Source organism: Oceanicaulis sp. HTCC2633 (assembly GCF_000152745.1).
In the GTDB taxonomy this organism is placed as follows: Bacteria; Pseudomonadota; Alphaproteobacteria; order Caulobacterales; family Maricaulaceae; genus Oceanicaulis.
In genome coordinates, this window is the sequence record NZ_CH672428.1 from 1,555,846 (window position 1) to 1,572,745 (window position 16,900).

Annotated in this window: 17 protein-coding genes and 1 other RNA gene; 7 read left to right on the forward strand and 11 right to left on the reverse strand. The window is 57.8% G+C overall.

The window, feature by feature from the left end; genetic code table 11:
• Positions 1–1,059 (forward strand): hypothetical protein, encoded by a 1,059-nt coding sequence (locus tag OA2633_RS07415; protein WP_009801894.1) that lies wholly within the window; start codon positions 1–3, stop codon positions 1,057–1,059.
• On the opposite strand, the gene serA is transcribed toward OA2633_RS07415, so the two are convergent.
• Positions 1,049–2,272: a phosphoglycerate dehydrogenase gene (serA, locus tag OA2633_RS07420; protein ID WP_009801895.1), complete on the reverse strand. Its 1,224-nt coding sequence runs from the start codon at positions 2,270–2,272 to the stop codon at positions 1,049–1,051. The two genes, OA2633_RS07415 and serA, sit on opposite strands and share 11 nt — an antisense overlap.
• Before the next feature lie 179 nt (positions 2,273–2,451).
• Here serA and OA2633_RS07425 point away from each other — a divergent pair, with 179 nt between their 5' ends.
• From OA2633_RS07425 to fghA, 3 genes are read left to right on the forward strand one after another with little or no spacing between them, the layout of a single operon-like run.
• Positions 2,452–3,564 carry an S-(hydroxymethyl)glutathione dehydrogenase/class III alcohol dehydrogenase gene (locus OA2633_RS07425; protein ID WP_009801896.1) on the forward strand — a complete coding sequence of 371 codons (1,113 nt, stop codon included), beginning with the start codon at positions 2,452–2,454 and terminating at the stop codon, positions 3,562–3,564.
• Entirely contained in the window at positions 3,527–4,018 is a 492-nt protein-coding gene (locus tag OA2633_RS07430) for a YaiI/YqxD family protein (RefSeq protein ID WP_009801897.1), read from the forward strand. The genes OA2633_RS07425 and OA2633_RS07430 overlap by 38 nt, the downstream gene beginning before the upstream one ends.
• A gap of 4 nt (positions 4,019–4,022) precedes the next feature.
• On the forward strand, positions 4,023–4,859 hold the full coding sequence (gene fghA / locus OA2633_RS07435; protein WP_009801898.1) for an S-formylglutathione hydrolase: 837 nt from the start codon (positions 4,023–4,025) through the stop codon (positions 4,857–4,859).
• Here the strand turns inward: fghA and OA2633_RS07440 are convergent, their stop codons facing one another.
• The 8 genes from OA2633_RS07440 to OA2633_RS07465 all read right to left on the reverse strand — a co-directional run bounded on the left by OA2633_RS07440 (position 4,860) and on the right by OA2633_RS07465 (position 10,240).
• Positions 4,860–5,678 (reverse strand): TIGR00282 family metallophosphoesterase, encoded by an 819-nt coding sequence (locus OA2633_RS07440; RefSeq protein ID WP_009801899.1) that lies wholly within the window; start codon positions 5,676–5,678, stop codon positions 4,860–4,862. It abuts the gene before it with no gap.
• Between the two features lie 76 nt (positions 5,679–5,754).
• Complete coding sequence (locus tag OA2633_RS07445; RefSeq protein ID WP_009801900.1) at positions 5,755–6,531, reverse strand: ferredoxin--NADP reductase; 777 nt, start codon at positions 6,529–6,531, stop codon at positions 5,755–5,757.
• A gap of 101 nt (positions 6,532–6,632) precedes the next feature.
• Positions 6,633–7,421 carry a hypothetical protein gene (locus tag OA2633_RS07450; protein WP_009801901.1) on the reverse strand — a complete coding sequence of 263 codons (789 nt, stop codon included), beginning with the start codon at positions 7,419–7,421 and terminating at the stop codon, positions 6,633–6,635.
• A gap of 134 nt (positions 7,422–7,555) precedes the next feature.
• Entirely contained in the window at positions 7,556–8,551 is a 996-nt protein-coding gene (locus OA2633_RS15805; protein WP_241760698.1) for a glycosyltransferase family 2 protein, read from the reverse strand.
• Between the two features lie 183 nt (positions 8,552–8,734).
• Positions 8,735–9,310, reverse strand: coding sequence for a 5-formyltetrahydrofolate cyclo-ligase (locus tag OA2633_RS07455; protein WP_009801903.1), 576 nt, complete (start codon positions 9,308–9,310; stop codon positions 8,735–8,737).
• 20 nt (positions 9,311–9,330) lie between these two features.
• A non-coding RNA gene (ssrS, locus tag OA2633_RS15810) (6S RNA) lies at positions 9,331–9,490 on the reverse strand.
• Positions 9,491–9,524: 34 nt separating this feature from the next.
• On the reverse strand, positions 9,525–9,929 hold the full coding sequence (locus tag OA2633_RS07460; protein ID WP_009801904.1) for a cell division protein ZapA: 405 nt from the start codon (positions 9,927–9,929) through the stop codon (positions 9,525–9,527).
• A complete protein-coding gene (locus OA2633_RS07465; protein WP_009801905.1) occupies positions 9,926–10,240 on the reverse strand; it encodes a DUF4164 family protein in 315 nt (104 codons plus the stop codon). The genes OA2633_RS07460 and OA2633_RS07465 overlap by 4 nt, the downstream gene beginning before the upstream one ends.
• Before the next feature lie 114 nt (positions 10,241–10,354).
• On the opposite strand from OA2633_RS07465, the gene glmM reads away from it, so the two are divergent.
• From glmM to OA2633_RS15335, 3 genes are all read left to right on the forward strand, one after another.
• Positions 10,355–11,710, forward strand: a complete 1,356-nt coding sequence (gene glmM, locus OA2633_RS07470; protein WP_040613252.1) for a phosphoglucosamine mutase — start codon at positions 10,355–10,357, stop codon at positions 11,708–11,710.
• A 207-nt stretch (positions 11,711–11,917) separates the two neighbouring features.
• Positions 11,918–12,670, forward strand: a complete 753-nt coding sequence (locus tag OA2633_RS15815) for a glycosyltransferase (protein WP_083783232.1) — start codon at positions 11,918–11,920, stop codon at positions 12,668–12,670.
• A complete protein-coding gene (locus tag OA2633_RS15335) occupies positions 12,667–13,896 on the forward strand; it encodes a glycosyltransferase family 2 protein (RefSeq protein ID WP_083783233.1) in 1,230 nt (409 codons plus the stop codon). The genes OA2633_RS15815 and OA2633_RS15335 overlap by 4 nt, the downstream gene beginning before the upstream one ends.
• 242 nt (positions 13,897–14,138) lie before the next feature.
• Here the strand turns inward: OA2633_RS15335 and OA2633_RS16085 are convergent, their stop codons facing one another.
• Positions 14,139–14,981, reverse strand: a complete 843-nt coding sequence (locus tag OA2633_RS16085; RefSeq protein WP_156776170.1) for an FkbM family methyltransferase — start codon at positions 14,979–14,981, stop codon at positions 14,139–14,141.
• A 45-nt stretch (positions 14,982–15,026) separates the two neighbouring features.
• Positions 15,027–16,889, reverse strand: a complete 1,863-nt coding sequence (locus OA2633_RS15825; protein WP_083783235.1) for an exostosin family protein — start codon at positions 16,887–16,889, stop codon at positions 15,027–15,029.
• Positions 16,890–16,900 lie beyond the last annotated feature (11 nt).

Below are 16,900 nucleotides of genomic sequence, written 5' to 3' on the forward strand. Positions count from 1 at the left end.
ATGAGTTTCCAGATCGGGCTCGGATTCCCGTTGTGCGCGCTCTTCATCGAGGAGGTCGGCGGCCTCTATGTGCATCGGGCGCCTGCGGCTCCGAACAGCTACAAGGTGCTCAAGCGCCTCTGGCGTGAGTTCGAGACGCTGAACGCAATCCCGTCTGAAGAGGCCGGGCTGGCACAGCCGCTGGCCATGATCGGACACCCGAACTTCGCTCATTACATGTGGAATGAACTGCCCGCCCTGAACGCGGCGCTACGGGACAGGCCGGTCGAGACGCGTTCGCTTTTTGCCCCGCTGGGTCCGCTTGAAGGCCTGCCCCGGCCAGTCGCCTTCAAGCCGCTGAAACAGAGCGGCCCGCCCTATTTCACGCCCGTAGGGGGCGAGTTCCTCGACCAGCGGACCCAATCGTCCTTGTCCCGGCAGATGCCAACTCGAACCGTCCTTCGCTCGGACAAGGCTTCTCCCGTGATCTGGGTGGCGCATCGCGAGGATGGGCGGAGCTGCGAGAACTTTCTCGACATGCTCGCCGCCTTTGACCGACAGGCGCGCGAGCTTTGCCAACCGCGCTATATTTTCGACAGCTTTTCCGCGCCCGACGATCTTGCCGCCCCCTGGTACGACCCGGTCCGTGATGCGTTCGAGTCCCGCCGGCGCCAGTCCGAAACCCTGTTCCAGGCCATGTCCGGAGCTGTGAGCACGCCGGAGGCCGTGCTGGCGACCACGGCCGGCCTGACGGTGATGCAAGCCATGGCGCTGGCGCGAGAGGCGGACTACTACATCTCGCCCATCGGCTCGATCCAGCACAAGGTCGCCTGGCTGCAGCCGATTCCGGGACTGGTGCATGGTCCCAGCACCGCCATGAACCGCCACGTCGCCCACTGGCATGGCCAGAAGTCCGAGGTGGCGCTGGCGCCGACCACCCTGCCTTCGGAGTTGATCCGGGATACGCGCGCCTCAGCCCATCATCCCAGCGCAGAGCGCAATATGGACTACAGGATCACGGACCCCGAAGCCGCCGCCGCATTTGCGCTGGCGCATTTACGCGACGTGCTCAGCCTTTGATGAGACGCGCCCGGATGGTTCCGTCAATGGCGCGGACCCGGTCCAGGAAATCCTCCGGCAGTTCGCCTTCGAGATCGGCCACCGCATACCCCAGATCCCCCTTGGTCTGCAGGAACTGCGCCGCGACGTTCGCGCCCGCCTGTTCGGCGGCGTCATTGAGACGGCGCAGGAAACCCGGACGGTTGCGGTGCGGCGCGAGGATGCGCGTGCGGCCCGGCTGAATGGGGCCCGGCTCCACTTCGGGGAAGTTCACGGCGAAGGTGGTCGAGCCCTCATGGAGATAGCGCGCCAGCTTGCCGGCGGCGTCCAGACCAATGGCCTGCTGCGCTTCCAGCGTCGATCCGCCGATATGCGGGGTCAGGATGACATTGGCGCACCGGGTGAGCGGGCTCTCGAACTTTTCGTCCTTGCTCTTGGGTTCGACCGGGAAGACATCCACGGCCGCACCCGCGAGATGACCCGAGTTCAGGGCGTCCGCAAGCGCGTCCACATCCACAAGGTCGCCGCGCGCCTGGTTGATCAGGAAGGCGCCATGCTTCATCAGCGCGATCTGGTCCTTGCCGATCATGTTCTTGGTGCGCGGCGTGGAGGGCACGTGCAACGTGACCACATCGCACTCGGTCAGGATGTCATCGAGCGTGTCCATGGGTCGAGCATTGCCATGGGCGAGCTTGGGCGCGATGTCATAGTAATAGACATGCATGCCCAGCGCCGAGGCGATGACTGACAGCTGGGCGCCGATATTGCCGTAGCCGATGATGCCGAGCTTCTTCTTGCGCACCTCATTTGCGCCGTCGGCGGTCTTCAGCCATTCCCCGCGCTGGATGGCGAACATCTTCTCGGGGATGCGGCGCATCAGCATGATGACGGACGCCATGGTCAGCTCGGCCACCGAGCGCGTATTGGCGAAAGGCGCGTTGAACACCGGCACGCCGCGCTCGGCGGCGGCGACGAGATCGACCTGATTGGTGCCGATGCAGAAACAGCCCACCGCCTGAAGCTCCTTCGCCGCGTCCAGGAGCGCCGCATCCACATGGGTGCGCGACCGGATGCCCAAAACGCTGGCTGACGCGATCTCGCTCTCAAGCTGAGCCCGGTCCGGCGAGCCGGACAGTCGTTTCACGGTCACAGGACCAGCGGTCTGAAGCGCGTTATCGGCGTCCGGGTGGACGTTTTCCAGAAGAAGAGCGGTGTATTCAGGGGTCTGAGCCATGACGGGCGTCCCTCGGCTATGCTGCATTGCGTCACTGTGCCTGATTGCCTCGACAATTCAATGCCGCGTTCGGGCATATCCTGAATTCAGGACGCGCCTCGCCTTGCCGCAGGGGAGATCCGCGCGTATCTGGACGCCATACGCTGTCCAACCGACCGCCATCTTTTGAGGAGGCCTTCATGAAGACCCGCGCCGCTATCGCATTCGCTCCCAACAAACCGCTGGAAATTCACGAGGTCGATCTGGAAGGTCCGCGCGCTGGCGAAGTGCTGGTCGAGATCATGGCGACGGGCGTGTGCCATACCGACGCCTACACGCTGGAAGGCAAGGACAGCGAAGGCCTGTTCCCTTCCATTCTGGGCCATGAAGGCGCGGGCATAGTTCGCGAGGTGGGCGAAGGGGTGACCAGCGTGAAGCCGGGCGACCACGTGATCCCGCTCTACACGCCCGAATGTCGCCAGTGCAAAAGCTGCCTGAGCCAGAAGACCAATCTGTGCACCTCGATCCGCTCCACCCAGGGTCAGGGCCTGATGCCGGACGGCACCTCTCGCTTCAGCCTCAATGGCGAGATGCTGCACCATTACATGGGCTGCTCGACCTTCTCGAACTTCACCGTCATGCCCGAGATCGCGCTGGCGAAAATCCGTGAGGACGCGCCCTTCGACAAGGTGTGTTACATCGGTTGCGGGGTGACCACGGGCGTGGGCGCGGTGATCTTCACCGCCGGCGTGGAACCCGGCGCGAACGTCGCGGTGTTCGGTCTGGGCGGCATCGGCCTGAACGTCATCCAGGCCGCCCGCATGGTCGGCGCGGACAAGATCATCGGCATCGACATCAACCCCGCCAAGCGCGCCCATGCCGAGAAGTTCGGGATGACCGACTTCATCAATCCCAACGAGATCGGCGCGGACAAGGTGGTCGAGGCGATTCTCGACATTACCGGCGGCGGCGCCGATTACAGCTTTGACTGCACAGGCAACACACATGTGATGCGTCAGGCGCTCGAATGCTGCCATCGCGGCTGGGGCGAAAGCATCATCATCGGCGTGGCCGAGGCCGGTCAGGAAATCTCCACCCGTCCGTTCCAGCTGGTCACGGGCCGGGTCTGGAAGGGGTCGGCCTTCGGAGGCGCGCGCGGCCGCACCGACGTGCCGAAAATCGTCGACTGGTACATGGACGGCAAGATCGATATCGACAGCCTGATTACTCACAAGATGCCGCTTGATGACATCAACAAGGCCTTCGACCTGATGCATGCGGGCGAAAGCATCCGTTCCGTGGTGGAGTTCTGATCTGACGCTCTACATCGACGCCGACGCCTGTCCGGTAAAGGATGAGGCGATCAAGGTGGCCGAGCGCCATCGCACCGAGATCAAGCTTGTGTGCGATGGCGGTCTGCGCCGCCCGCAGAGCCAATGGGCCGAGCTGGTGATCGTGCCCGAGGGCGCGGACGCAGCGGACAACTGGATCGCCGAGCGCATCGGGCCGGGCGATATCTGCATCACCGGCGACATCCCCCTCGCCGACCGTTGCCTGAAAGCCGGCGCCAAGGTGATCGACCACCGCGGGACCGAGTTTGACGCTCACTCCATCGGTTCGAAACTGGCCATGCGCGACCTGATGACCGATCTTCGCAGCGCCGGAACCATGGAAGGCGGGGGCGGCAAGCCTTTCGGACCCCGGGACCGGTCGAACTTTCTCAACGGGCTCGAACGCCTGTTCCAGGATCTCAAACGAGGACGATAAGCCCATGGAACTCAAATCCGAGAACCGCAGCTTTGGCGGCCGCCAGCAGGTCTGGACCCATCAGTCAAAAGAGACCGGCACGGAGATGACGTTCGGGCTCTATCTACCGCCCGCCGCCGAGGACGGCCCGGTCCCGGTCGTGCTCTATCTGTCAGGCCTGACCTGCACCCACGCCAACGTCACCGACAAGGGCGGCTTCCAGCGCGTCTGCGCCGAGCTGGGCCTCGCCTTTCTCGCGCCCGACACCTCTCCGCGCGGTCTGGATCTGCCGGGCGAGCACGACAGCTATGATTTCGGCTCCGGCGCGGGCTTCTATGTGGACGCCACGCAAGAACCCTGGTCAAAACACTATCGCATGGAAAGCTATGTCACCGGCGAGCTTCTGAAAGTCGCTGCGGAAGCTGCACCCTGTCTTGATCTTGAAGACATCGCCATCACCGGCCATTCCATGGGCGGGCATGGTGCGCTGACCCTGGGCCTGAAACGCCCGGACCTCTTCAAGGCGATCAGCGCGTTTGCGCCGATCAGCTCGCCCATCCATTGCCCCTGGGGCCAGAAAGCGCTCGGCGGTTATCTCGGTGATGACCAGAGCGCCTGGCGCAAATATGACGCCTGCGCCCTGATCGAGGACGGCGCGCGATGCGAAAGCGGTATTCTGGTGGATCAGGGGCTGAGCGATCAGTTCCTCTCCGAACAGCTCAAGCCTGAATTGCTGGAAGAGGCGTGTCGCAAGGCGGGCCAGCCGCTGACGCTTCACCGTCAGGACGGCTATGACCACAGCTACTTCTTCATCGCCACCTTCATGGAAGACCATTTGCGGTGGCTGAGCGAGCGACTCTGATCAGACCTCGGGGATAATCTCTGCGAGCTGACCGCCCACGCGGATCGGCTCGCAGCGCACAGCCAGCCCCGTCGCGTCATCGGTCTCCACATAGAGCCCGCACACCGTCGCCTCGCCCGAAGCGGGCGTGAAGCGGCCTGAGCGCATATGGGTGACGAAGCGATTGATCGGCTCGTCCTTCACCATGCCGATGACGGAATCATAATCCCCGCACATGCCCGCATCGGTCTGATAGGCCGTGCCCTTGGGCAGGATGCGATGGTCAGCGGTGGGAACATGGGTGTGCGTGCCGACGACCAGGCTGGCGCGACCATCGCAATAATTGCCCAGCGCCACCTTCTCGCTGGTCGCCTCGCCATGCATGTCCACGATGATGGCGTCCGCGACTGCGCCGAGCGGGCAGGATTCGATCTCGTGATTGACCGAGGCGAACGGGTCTTCCAGCGGCTGCATGAACAGGCGCAGCATCACATTCATCACCAGAACCCGACGACCATCGGGCAGGTCATATAGCCCCGCTCCGCGCCCCGGCGCCGTGCCCTCGCGATAATTCACCGGACGCAGCAGACGCGGTTCGCGCTCGATATGCGACAGGGTTTCAGACTGGTCCCAGGCATGATTGCCGAGCGTCAGCACATCCGCGCCCGCATCATACATCTCGTTGGCGGTCTTCTCGGTGATGCCGAAGCCGCCCGCCGCGTTCTCTGCGTTCACGACAACGAAGTCGAGCTGCAGTCGCTTGCGCAGATCCGGCAGCGCATCGCACAGCCCGTCCCGGCCCGACTTGCCGACCACATCGCCAAAAAACGCAATACGCATGAGCTCGCCTTCACTTCGCTAGGGGAGCGGATATAGGCGAAACGGTCCGCTTAGGCTAGCGAGCCCCTGTTCAGGCTCAGCCCACAAATGACTTCTCGACCACATACTGGGCCGGGCGGGCGTTGGAGCCTTCCTTCAGGCCTGCCTGCTCGCAGCGTTGCTTGCAGGATTCCAGCATGTCCATGGAGCCGCAGATCATCACCCGGTCGGTTTCGGGGTTGAGCGGGGGAATGCCCAGCTCTTCATAGATGACGCCGTCATCCATCAACTGGGTGATGCGGCCCTTGCGCTCGAACTCCTCGCGGGTGACGGACGGGTAATAGACCAGCTTGTCGCCCACGAACTCGCCCACCAGCGGATCCTCGCGCACGGTCTCGACCAACTCCTTGCCATAGGTCAGCTCGGCGACCTCGCGGCAGGTATGGGTCAGGATCACCTGATCAAAGCGCTCATAGGTCTCCGGATCGCGGATGACCGAGGCGAAGGGCGCAATGCCGGTGCCGGTGGACAGAAGATAAAGCCGCTTGCCCGGCTCCAGAGCATCGAGCACGAGCGTGCCGACCGACTTCTTGCCCATCAGGATCGTGTCCCCGGGCTCGATATGCTGGAGCTGGCTCGTCAGCGGGCCATCAGGCACCTTGATCGAGTAGAAGTCGAGCTCCTCGTCCCAGCTCGGACTGGCGATGGAATAGGCGCGCAGCAGCGGCTTGCCGTCGACCATCAGGCCGATCATGACGAACTCGCCCGAGCGGAAGCGGAAGCTCTGCGGGCGGGTCACCCGGAATGAAAACAGACGGTCGGTGTAATGCCGCACCGCAATGACGGTCTCTTCCGTAAACGCGCCCATCGCCATCTCGCTTTCTGAAGTTGATAAGTGAGGGCGTTCTAGGCCGCGGCTGGCTTCTTGCCAATGGTTCGCACTGCGGCGCGCGGTCACGCCTTCAAAAGCACGGATCAGTCGCCGAAGCCCGGATCGCGAACCTTGTCTGACACCGGCAGCTGGCCGAAGACCGAATGCACGCCGGAGACATAATGGGGCTGGTTGTTATTGACCTGGCCGGGCAGGGCGAAGGAGCCCAGATTGACGGTGGAGCCGCCTGCGTAACCCAGCGTTTCGATGGGTCCGAAGGCGCTCTCGATCTTGGCGATTTCCTCGGCGCTGGCAAAGGCGGCGTAGCCATTGGGGTCGGTTTGCGCGGCTGGATCGCAGCCGGCGGCTGCACGGGTGTGTTCAGACCCGCCCGCACACAGAAGGCCGCGCAAGGCACCTGCGGTGCGTTCACTGACCTGAAGGCCCGCATCCGGCGCCCAGCCTGCTTCGCCACCCTCGGCGGTCAGGACCTGCGTCGGACCAGCAGGCGCAGCGGCGGCAGGTTCTGAAGCGCTCGCGGCCGGGGCAGAAGGCGCGGGCTGCGCCTCGATGACGGGGTTCACCGGAGCTGTCTCGATGCGCTCCTGCGGAGCCGGATCGGCGACTGGCGGCGTCTCGATCACTGTCTCCTCGGCCGGTTCAACAGTCGGCTCGACCTCCACAGGCGTGAACAGGGTGACGTTCAGCGTGCGATTGGTGAGCGGAGCAGCATTGGGCTGGCTGTGCATCAACCACAGCGCCGCCGCACCCAGACCCATATGCAGGACGAGCGCCGCCCCGCCCGACGACCATTTCAGGCTTGTCGGGCTGAACCGGGACGAGAGCGCGTCCAGAGTCAGCGCCCAGCGTTGAGAAGGTGCGATCGCGTGCATGATATCCGTCAAAGAGCCTGGCGCGCAGTCAGCCAGCCCCCGGGTCAGGGGTCAACGACATGACGCTCAGCTTGCCGTTTTGTAATCGGATCAGGCGCTGATCTCGTAGGCTTTGCAACCTGAAAACAGCGATCTTACTGTGGCGGCTTCGGAGTTGCCCTGGATTGCATCGCGTCGTGCAGTGGCCGCACATCCAAGCCTCGTGTCAGCAGTTTTAGAGGATTCCAGGTCATCGCTCGGGCAATACTTAACGCACTTGCGCGCCGTTGCGATTGAACGGCGCGTCGTTTCGCCATGAGTGTCGGCCAAGCCGCCAGTGAGTCTCTGATCGCCCGGCCAAACAGGGTAAACTGACCGAAACGTGCAGCAGACAGCCAGAGCAGAACCGTTACGCCCGCATGCACCGGCGTCAATAGCACCAACAAAGGCCAAGGTGTATTCTTCAGAAAGGTCCAGAGCCTGTTGCGGACACCGTGATAACTGGCGAAGGCGCTTCGCCGCCCTGAAGAAGCATAGCCGACATGGCGAACCCGAGCCTTGTTCAATTGAATGCAACGCTCACCCAGCAATCTGGCGCGGTAGGCCAGATCAACATCCTCCACATAACAGAAATAGTCTTCGTCAAATCCGCTCAGCGCTTTGAATAAATCGCGGCGGATCAAAAGCGCGGCACCACAAGGACCGAAGACTTCTCCATCTGGGGGCGGATCAATGTGCGCGCCATATCCAGAGCGATAGGGAAGACCTGTCATGTGATAGACATCACCCGCGCCATCCAGCACGCCGGGTGCGCCGTCAGCGAGTTGAGTGCAGCCGAACAGCCGGACGCCAGGATACCTGGTAATGGCGGCCTGTAGCTGAGCGATCAAATCTGGCTCAGGATAAGCGTCGGGATTAAGTAAAAAGAGCCATTGCGCTTCGGTGCGGCGCGCCAGAAAATTATTTCCAGCTGCGAACCCGAGATTGGCTTCGCTTTCGACAAGCTCAGCCGCCGCCCCAACCATCCCTGCGTTGATGCGCGCCTCGCTCGGCGAGCCATTCTCCAGAACATGAATGGAGCAAGGCCGAACGGTTTGACGCTCCAGGCCGGCAATAACGCCTGGCAGCGTGCCCTGACTCTGAAACGCCACGATCAAGACTGCAATGTCAGCAACTGGGTCTGTCACACGTCCACCCGCACTCTGCCAAAGCCTATCAACAATTCAGGCTCATCAAATCAATGCACGCGAGCAATCGCTGGCAAGGCCCGAACCCACGCGCTTGATGCGGCCAAGTTCGTAAAGCCAGCCGCGACACTCGCAAGAGCCTTCATATCATGGGGCAATCTGATAAGCCCCCTGCTCGGTCACCACCCAGTCCATGCGCACATCATGGCTCTCGGCCGGGACCTTGTTCAGGCGCTGCGCCTCATAGGCCAGCCCCACCACCGTCAGCGGGCCCTGAGCCTTCAGCGCCTCCAGCGTGCGATCATAGAACCCGCCGCCATAGCCGAGCCGGCGTCCCTTGAGATCAAAACCGACCAGCGGGACGAGCACCAGGCTGGGCGTCAGCTCAGGATGGGTTGCGGCCGGCTCGCGCGTGCCGAACGCGCCCGGCTCCAGGAGCTGGTCCAGCGTCCAGCTGCGGAAAATCAAAGGCTGGTCCTTCGCGACGACGCACGGCAAGGCGATGCGCGCCTGTTCCAGCGCAAAGGTCTCAAGAAGCGGGAGAGGATCGATCTCGTCACCGATGGCGGCATAGCCCGCCACCACCTGGCGCACTTTCGGCCAGAGCCGGTCCGGAAACTGCTCCGCAAGCCTGCGTCCCGCTTGCGGATCTGCGGCGTGGGCGGCGGCGCGGGCGGCGCAGGCGGCGCGCCTGGCGTTGGATTTGCGCCAGGCGGTCAGCATGACGGCTGAAGGGTAAGGGTGGCGGCGCCAATTCCGCCGGTGGTCGTTTTCCAACCCTGATGACCCGGTAAACCAGGTGGGCGCCGCTTAGATAGGACCACGGTCCAGTCCAGAGGCAGCTCCCTCTCAGAGATGTAAGGTCCTCGGGATGTTAAGACCTGCCGAACGGTCCAGCTACCGCCGTGAAGGAAGATGGGGTCGCGATGCCCCGCGCTCAAGCGCTTTCTCCATCTGAAGGATCAGCTGACGCAGTCATCGCGCTCGTCGCCGCCTCGATCCCGATCATGGTTTCGAGCTTTTCAGCCGCCCCTATCAGGGCTTCCGCCGCCCGCGCCCGGTCCGATCGGCGTCGGGCGTCAGCCTGGGACACCTTGCCCTTCAGATCGAGCACCGTGTCTTCCAGCTCATCGACCTTGCCGCGCGCCTCGCGCATTTCATCGGTGACGATCAGCGCCGCCATCAGCAGGAGGCGCACATCCCCGATCTGGCCCACCTTTTCGGCCAGGTCGCGCACATGGGTGTCAAGATGGCCCGCCAGCTCGCGCAGATAGGCTTGCTGACCCTCTTCACAGCCAATGGTGAAAGCGCGTCCATTCAGGGAAATGGTGACCTTGCTCACGCCTGCTCCCCGGACTCGTCGGTATGCGCTAGAAGCGCCTGAAGGTCGGCCATGGCGTCATCAAGCGCCTGAGTCGCCTCTTCCGCCGCGCCCTGAAGTTCGTCCTCTCGGGCGCGGGCTTCATCCAAAGCTGCGGCCAGACGCGCTCGGTCATTATAAAGCGCGTGCGCCGCCTCCACATCGCCGGCGGCTGCGCTCAAGCGCAATTGATAATCCTCCAGGCGAGCGCCCACGCGCGACACCGCCCTTTCCAAGCGGGCGACGGCGTCGGCCAACGGGGCGTCGGCGGAGGTGGGTTCAGAGGCGCTCATGCCCTTAAAATCCGCCTTTAACGGCAAAAGTTCAAGCTGTGCGATAAGCGTTTATGCAACTAGTATCAGCTAGAATAATCAGCCATAACCCGAAAGCGGAACATGGTGGCGAATATGACCAGTAACTCTAAACGCTATTTTGGAACGGACGGCATTCGCGGGCGCACCAATACAGCCCCTATGACCGCTGAAACTGCTCTGCATTTGGGAATGGCGGCAGCCCGCTTTTTTCGACGGTCGGATGATCGACGCCATACGGTCGTGATCGGCAAGGACACCCGACTCTCTGGCTATATGCTGGAAAACGCACTGACCGCCGGGTTCACGAGTGCGGGCATGGACGTCAACCTGTTTGGCCCGCTGCCCACTCCCGCGGTTGCTACGCTCACGCGTTCGCTCAGAGCCGACCTGGGCGTCATGATTACGGCGTCGCACAATCTATACGAGGACAACGGGATCAAGCTGTTTGGTCCCGACGGCTTCAAGTTGAACGATCAAGCCGAGCTTGAGATCGAGGCCCTTATGGACAGCGATCACACCGAGGCCTTGGCGCAACCCAATGAAATTGGCCGCGCCAAGCGCGTTGATGACGCTCAAGCTCGATATGTCGAGATCGTAAAGGCGACTTTCCCTCGCCACATGCGCCTGAGCGGTCTCAGAATTGTGGTCGATTGCGCAAATGGCGCCGCCTACAAGGTTGCGCCCACCGTTCTATGGGAACTGGGTGCAGACGTAATCCCAATACATAACAAGCCCAACGGCCAAAACATCAATGAAGACTGCGGCGCCGTCTCGCCAGTCGGCCTCTCAGAAGAAGTTCTAAGGTACCGTGCCGATTTGGGCATTGCGCTCGATGGTGATGCCGATCGCGTAATCCTGTGCGATGAAACCGGCAAGATCATCGATGGCGACCAGTTGATTGGCGCCATTGCCTTGGCCTGGAAAAAAGCCGGAAAGCTTTCAAACAACCGTATCGTCACGACCGTGATGAGCAATATGGGCCTTGAGCAAGAGCTTGCAAAACACGACATTCAGATGGAGCGCACCAAAGTCGGCGACCGCTACGTCGTCGAGGCCATGCGTGCGGGCGCATCAAACCTTGGCGGGGAACAATCTGGTCACATCGTAATTTCAGATTTCGCCACAACGGGTGATGCGTTAATTGCCGCCTTGCAGGTTCTCGCATTGCTCGTCGAGGAAAGAAGGTCCGCCAGCGAAGTCCTGAATGTCTTCAAACGCGCACCGCAAATACTCAAAAATGTGCGCTACTCAAACGGCGCTTGCCCCTTGAACCACCCCGATGTGATGGTGGCTATCGCTGAGGCCGAAGCCCAACTCAAGGACAAGGGACGCCTGCTCGTTCGAGCGTCAGGCACAGAGCCGGTCATTCGAGTTATGGCCGAAGGTGACACCCGCCTACTCAATGGGGCGGTAGACCAAATCTGCAAAGCCATTCGGAATACCGCCTAGAGCTTTGCCCTGTTTGGACTCGCATGCCTTCGCCCCCACCCATGTGAACAGGGCAAAATTCGCCAGTTTATGTATTAGAGGCCGCAGGCTTCGCACCAAACGGAGCTCAGCGCCCTACCGTGGCGCCGCCCTCGGGGTTAAGCTTTCTGGGCTCACACTTTCAAAACTGCCTGGGCCAGACATCGACAAGGCGATGAGACCTCTACCATGAAATCAACCCTAACCTTCGCTGTCGCGATCCCAATTGGCTCATGGCATCCATTTCTACCTGAAGCCTTTGCAAGCCTCGCGGCTCAACCTTTTTCTCTCAGTATCGCGTTGCTGGATGCCTCAGCAGATCCTCGCGTCGCACAGGCCGCCGATGCAAGCGGTCTGACATTCGCGTATCGCAGACATGGACCGGATCAAGGACAATCGGATGCGATAAGAGAAGGGTGGAGCAACACAGAAGGTGAGGTTTTGTTTTGGCTCAATGCCGATGATCGGCTGACTAAAAACGCCTTGGAGATAGTTGCAAAGACCTTTGATGAGAATCCGAGCCTGCATGCAGTCTACGGACTATCAGAATTTATAAACGAAGAAGGCCAGACTACAGGCGATCACGACCAGGTCGCCCCAATAACCGATATGATTTTTCGCTCAAACATCATATCTCAACCGTCCTGCTTTGTGAAAAGGCATGCGATTAACTCTGTTGGAGGGGTCAATCCATCGCTGCACTACGTTATGGATTGGGATCTATGGGTCAGGCTTTATGCAGCCGGTATGCACTTTCACTTTATCCCCGAAACGCTATCTATAGTATACATGGGATCCAGCACCAAAACCGATAAAATTCAAACAAGAAGGCTAAAAGAAGTCTTCAACCTTGTAAGGCAGAATAGTAACAACTTTGACGCCTTCAAGTCGACTCTAGCTCTAACTTTGCATACACTTTCATTTCGGGCAGGCCGCAAATGACTCAATCCACTCCACCCAGAATATCTCTGGTAACACCCAACTACAATGGCGAAAAGTTTTTAGACACCACGGTCAAATCTGTAATAGAACAGAATTATCAAAATCTGGATTATGTACTTGTTGACGGCCTAAGCACAGATCGATCCGCAAGCATAATGGAATTATATCGCAATAATGTATCCAAGATCATCATTGAAGCCGACGACGGACATGCCGATGCCTTGAATAAAGGCTTTGCCCATACGGATGGGAATATTATGGGCTGGATCAATTCAGATGACGTCCTATTACCCGGCAGCCTGGCCATAGTGGCGCGCATTTTTGAGCTCTATCCGGAAGTCGAGTGGATTACAGGCCTGCCAAGCACCTGCGATGAATCAGGCAATCTGACTTATGTTGGTCCCTTAAAACCTTGGTCCCAAGCGCGTTTTCTTTGCGGAGACCATTTGTGGATACAGCAAGAATCCACGTTTTGGAGACGATCGCTCTGGGAGCGAGCCGGGGGACTGGATACGCACTGGAAGGTCGCAAACGACTTTGACCTTTGGGCGCGCTTCTTCAGGCACGCCTCATTACACTCAGTAGACACCCTTCTTGGATGCTTCAGAGTTCGGACAGGGCAACGCTCCATCCAACACAGAGCCCTATATATGCGGGAAGTCGACCAGATACTCACACGCGAGCTCAATGAGCTAGCCCCGGTAAAGCGCAAGGCCTATGAAAACCTGCTCCCGAACAAACCAACCTTTTTGGACAGTGCGGAGCGAAAAGCGCTTGAGCCCGCCTTACGGAAAATGGATCCGCCTTTTATCACTTTAGCACAACTCCGCTCAGATACTCCAACGCTCTTTAATCCTGTCTCCATCGGAAATTACGAAATCGAAGCCGCCCCCGTTCAGTCAAGCAGCCTTAAAGACACGCTCATGCGAAATTGGCGGTACGCCCTTGGCATGATGATAGTCGGCATTTGCGTCGTCGCTGCTGCCACATACTGGCCTGACTCCAGAGTCTGGTTAGCTGCTGGATTGGGAACAGGGTCAGCGCTGAGCGTATCCATAGCGCTAGCGTTAAAAACAAGGCGTATAATCAATGCACTAATACAAAGCATCAAATTGATCGAAAGGTCCGCAGCTAGGGAAGCCTACCAGCGTCACATGATGGAACTTGAACTCATGAACATCAAGCCAACCCCAAATACAAACAATAACAAAAAGCCCCTCTCTTAAAATAATTAAAACCATAGTATTCCCATATACAATTAAAGTCAGGCCCTCCTTATATCCACGTATATCTATGCGCTAAACACGCAGCAAGTCTTTACTTCAGTAATATTACAAAGGTTTTAAATTATTGCCTATTAAGACTGTCTTTATGCCGTTAGTGCAGCTATGAATTCAATTACGAGGCAAAAATAGACTCATATAGCTGCATGCTGTAGAAATCATCGAAATACACATAGTATCTACAATCAATACAGCGCCGGATTATTAGCTACGATTACACCATCACCCAATTGTATATCCCCATATGGCGTATTACACAATTTCCCTCGTTCATAATCCATGCGAATTTCCCAGCCATAATTCTGAAATAGGCTAGAAATATAGCTATGCCCCTCAGAAGATATATGCGTCCCGATTAAGACTGACTTTACTCGATTCCGAAGCAACTCCATGTTATTAGGTATTATATTATATTCTTCACCCTGTATATCAATGTGGAGAAAGTCTACAGGACCGGCAACCATACTGAGAAGATCCTTCAAAGTATATTGCTTCACTGTAACCGTATTTTTCGAATTATAAACTTGTCGAACTGAGCCACCATAATCTTCATCGGGCCTCTCAATAAGTGGAAACTCAACTAGGCCGCTCTCCGCACCAATGACGCCATGAACCAGATGCACGCCGTCATGCATCATGTTGTTTTTGGCAAAGTGTTCGCACATCCACTCATAATGAGCGCCATCTGCCTCGATGGCGACCACCTCAGTCCTCATTATGTGAGAAACTTGCTTGCATGCGGCCAAACCAGACGAAGACCAAGTTCCCCAACCAGCGCCTAGCTCCACAATGCGGAAAACATCACTCGCTCTTAGCACGCTCTCTAGTAGCGCCACCCAATCCAAGTAGTGCTCGTTCACTACGGGCAAATTAGGTTTGAATTTAGAGCCAGCGGGCGGAGCAAACCTTGCCCAAGATTTTTTGAACCTTACTGCGGTCGCCAAACCCAGAAAATCGTAAATATGCTCACCATCAGCGATGATTTCACAACGCTCAAAATCGTCAAACACAACATCGTGCGCTACCACTATCTTTCACTCCTCAACGGACAGGCCTCTTACATCTCACTAACTTTAGGCACAAGGTTTAAGCAGGGCTAGAATATCTGGGACAAAATTGGACTTTCCATATCGGGCTTTAATCATGGACAAAGACGCAACTTTCCTTTTCATCTCTTCCCTATCGGAAATTATTTCTTTTAACAATTGGGGTAGTTTACGAATATTGTAACGGTCTTCAGGGCACGCAACAACCGCGTTATCCCAAATAAATTGAGATCCGGGCGCTTTATAGGTATCTGCGAGCACAACAGGTATGGCGCCGCTAGCGACTGCTTCCCACAAACGTATTGAATTCGGACCAGTGCCAGAAGGGCAAAGTGCGAATTGTGTTTCCGACATTACATTCTTAAATTCTTTAGTTGCTTGTACGTCGATTAAATTTGAACCAGCGTCATGGCGCTTCAGTATTTGCTGATCATAAACAACCTTGTTGTAGTGCCAAGATTCACGGTCCACTACATAGCCGCCGTGGATGTTAGAGAGCTCTTCAATTATATATGTTCTGGACTGCGTAAGATAAATTGGAGTTGAACGAGCGCCAACAAAAGAAAACAAGTACTTTCTATCAAATAAGGAAACGTTCGGATTTTCCGCCACCTGAACCGGGTACAATGGGAACGGATGAATAGACACCTTCTGGCTGTCACCAAATTGCAGCTTCGCATGAGTAGCATGCGACCAAAACACGTCTGTCACACCGGCTTCAACGAACAGTTCAGCAAATTTCAGCATGTGGATATGTTGGCACGTTGTCACTACGCGATCATAATCGCGCAGCTTTTCAGCCGCCGCCGAAAGGCCCTCCCTTAATTCGGACAAGCGCTCCAGGTCAGACTTGTTGTGGTTACTGACGTCAATCAACGTCGCCCATGGAAAACCAAGATAAGCCGTACTCGACCCTCTAAGCGCCAAGAGCCGCACTTGATTGAAAGCATGCTGTTCTGTGACAGCAGGATGCTGCCAATGATCGTCGAAGCCGATCACATTTTCATCGCAATACAACTTTCCTTCAAACTTATCCTCATGATCGAGTCCAGAGCCCAGCCCAGGGCCTTTCTCATGATCGCGAATGATTGAACCAATAGCCTTCTTCATTGCAGGGGACTGTATTCGCGGCAACGCTTCCCCCCTTTCTTTCGCCCAGCGCTCCAAGGATGAGTTGATTTTCACGTCTGAGAAATGTGAACTCTGAATTGGCCACATTTCAATATTCAGCGGAGCAGGGTCCAAGAGCCCTTCACTGGCATGGACCATCGCCATTCCGCCGACGATGCGCGCATCGCCTTTTTTATCATATGTACGGATACCTGTTTGATGCACGTGAACACTTCGCACATCAACGCATGGATTATAAACTTTGTGGCCATACACAGCGAATGTATAGGCAACTTTGTTGTCACAGCGAGGCACCCCCAAAGGGAAGCTCAAGCACCTATCTCGATCTGGGTTTGAAGCATGAGAGGGCAGATATGCCCATGTATCCTGTGACCAGTGAGGGTTCGGATGAAGTTCAAGCCCGTCATTCACGAGCTCGTAACGGGTCAGCGCCACAAAGCCCAAAGGGTCCGCTGCGAACAGCTCTTCGAGCTTGAGCAGAGTGTCGTCGAAGTAAATATCCGCATTTGCCAAGACTGAGATATGATCCGGACAGCGCTCTTCACTGAAGGCGGTCCAGTCTTGGTAAGTCGGCCTTCTATCCAGCCGCAAGACCGTGACTCGACCATCTGAAGTATCGACTTGAGCGTCATCATCCACCATCAAGTAGATATGGGAAATCGCCTTGTTTTCACGGTTCCTTTCAAGGCACAACTTCAACTCTTCAGCGCGCGCCTCTTCTTTTGGCTTAAAATATGGCATAAATAAAGAGATATTCATTTTAAATCGCC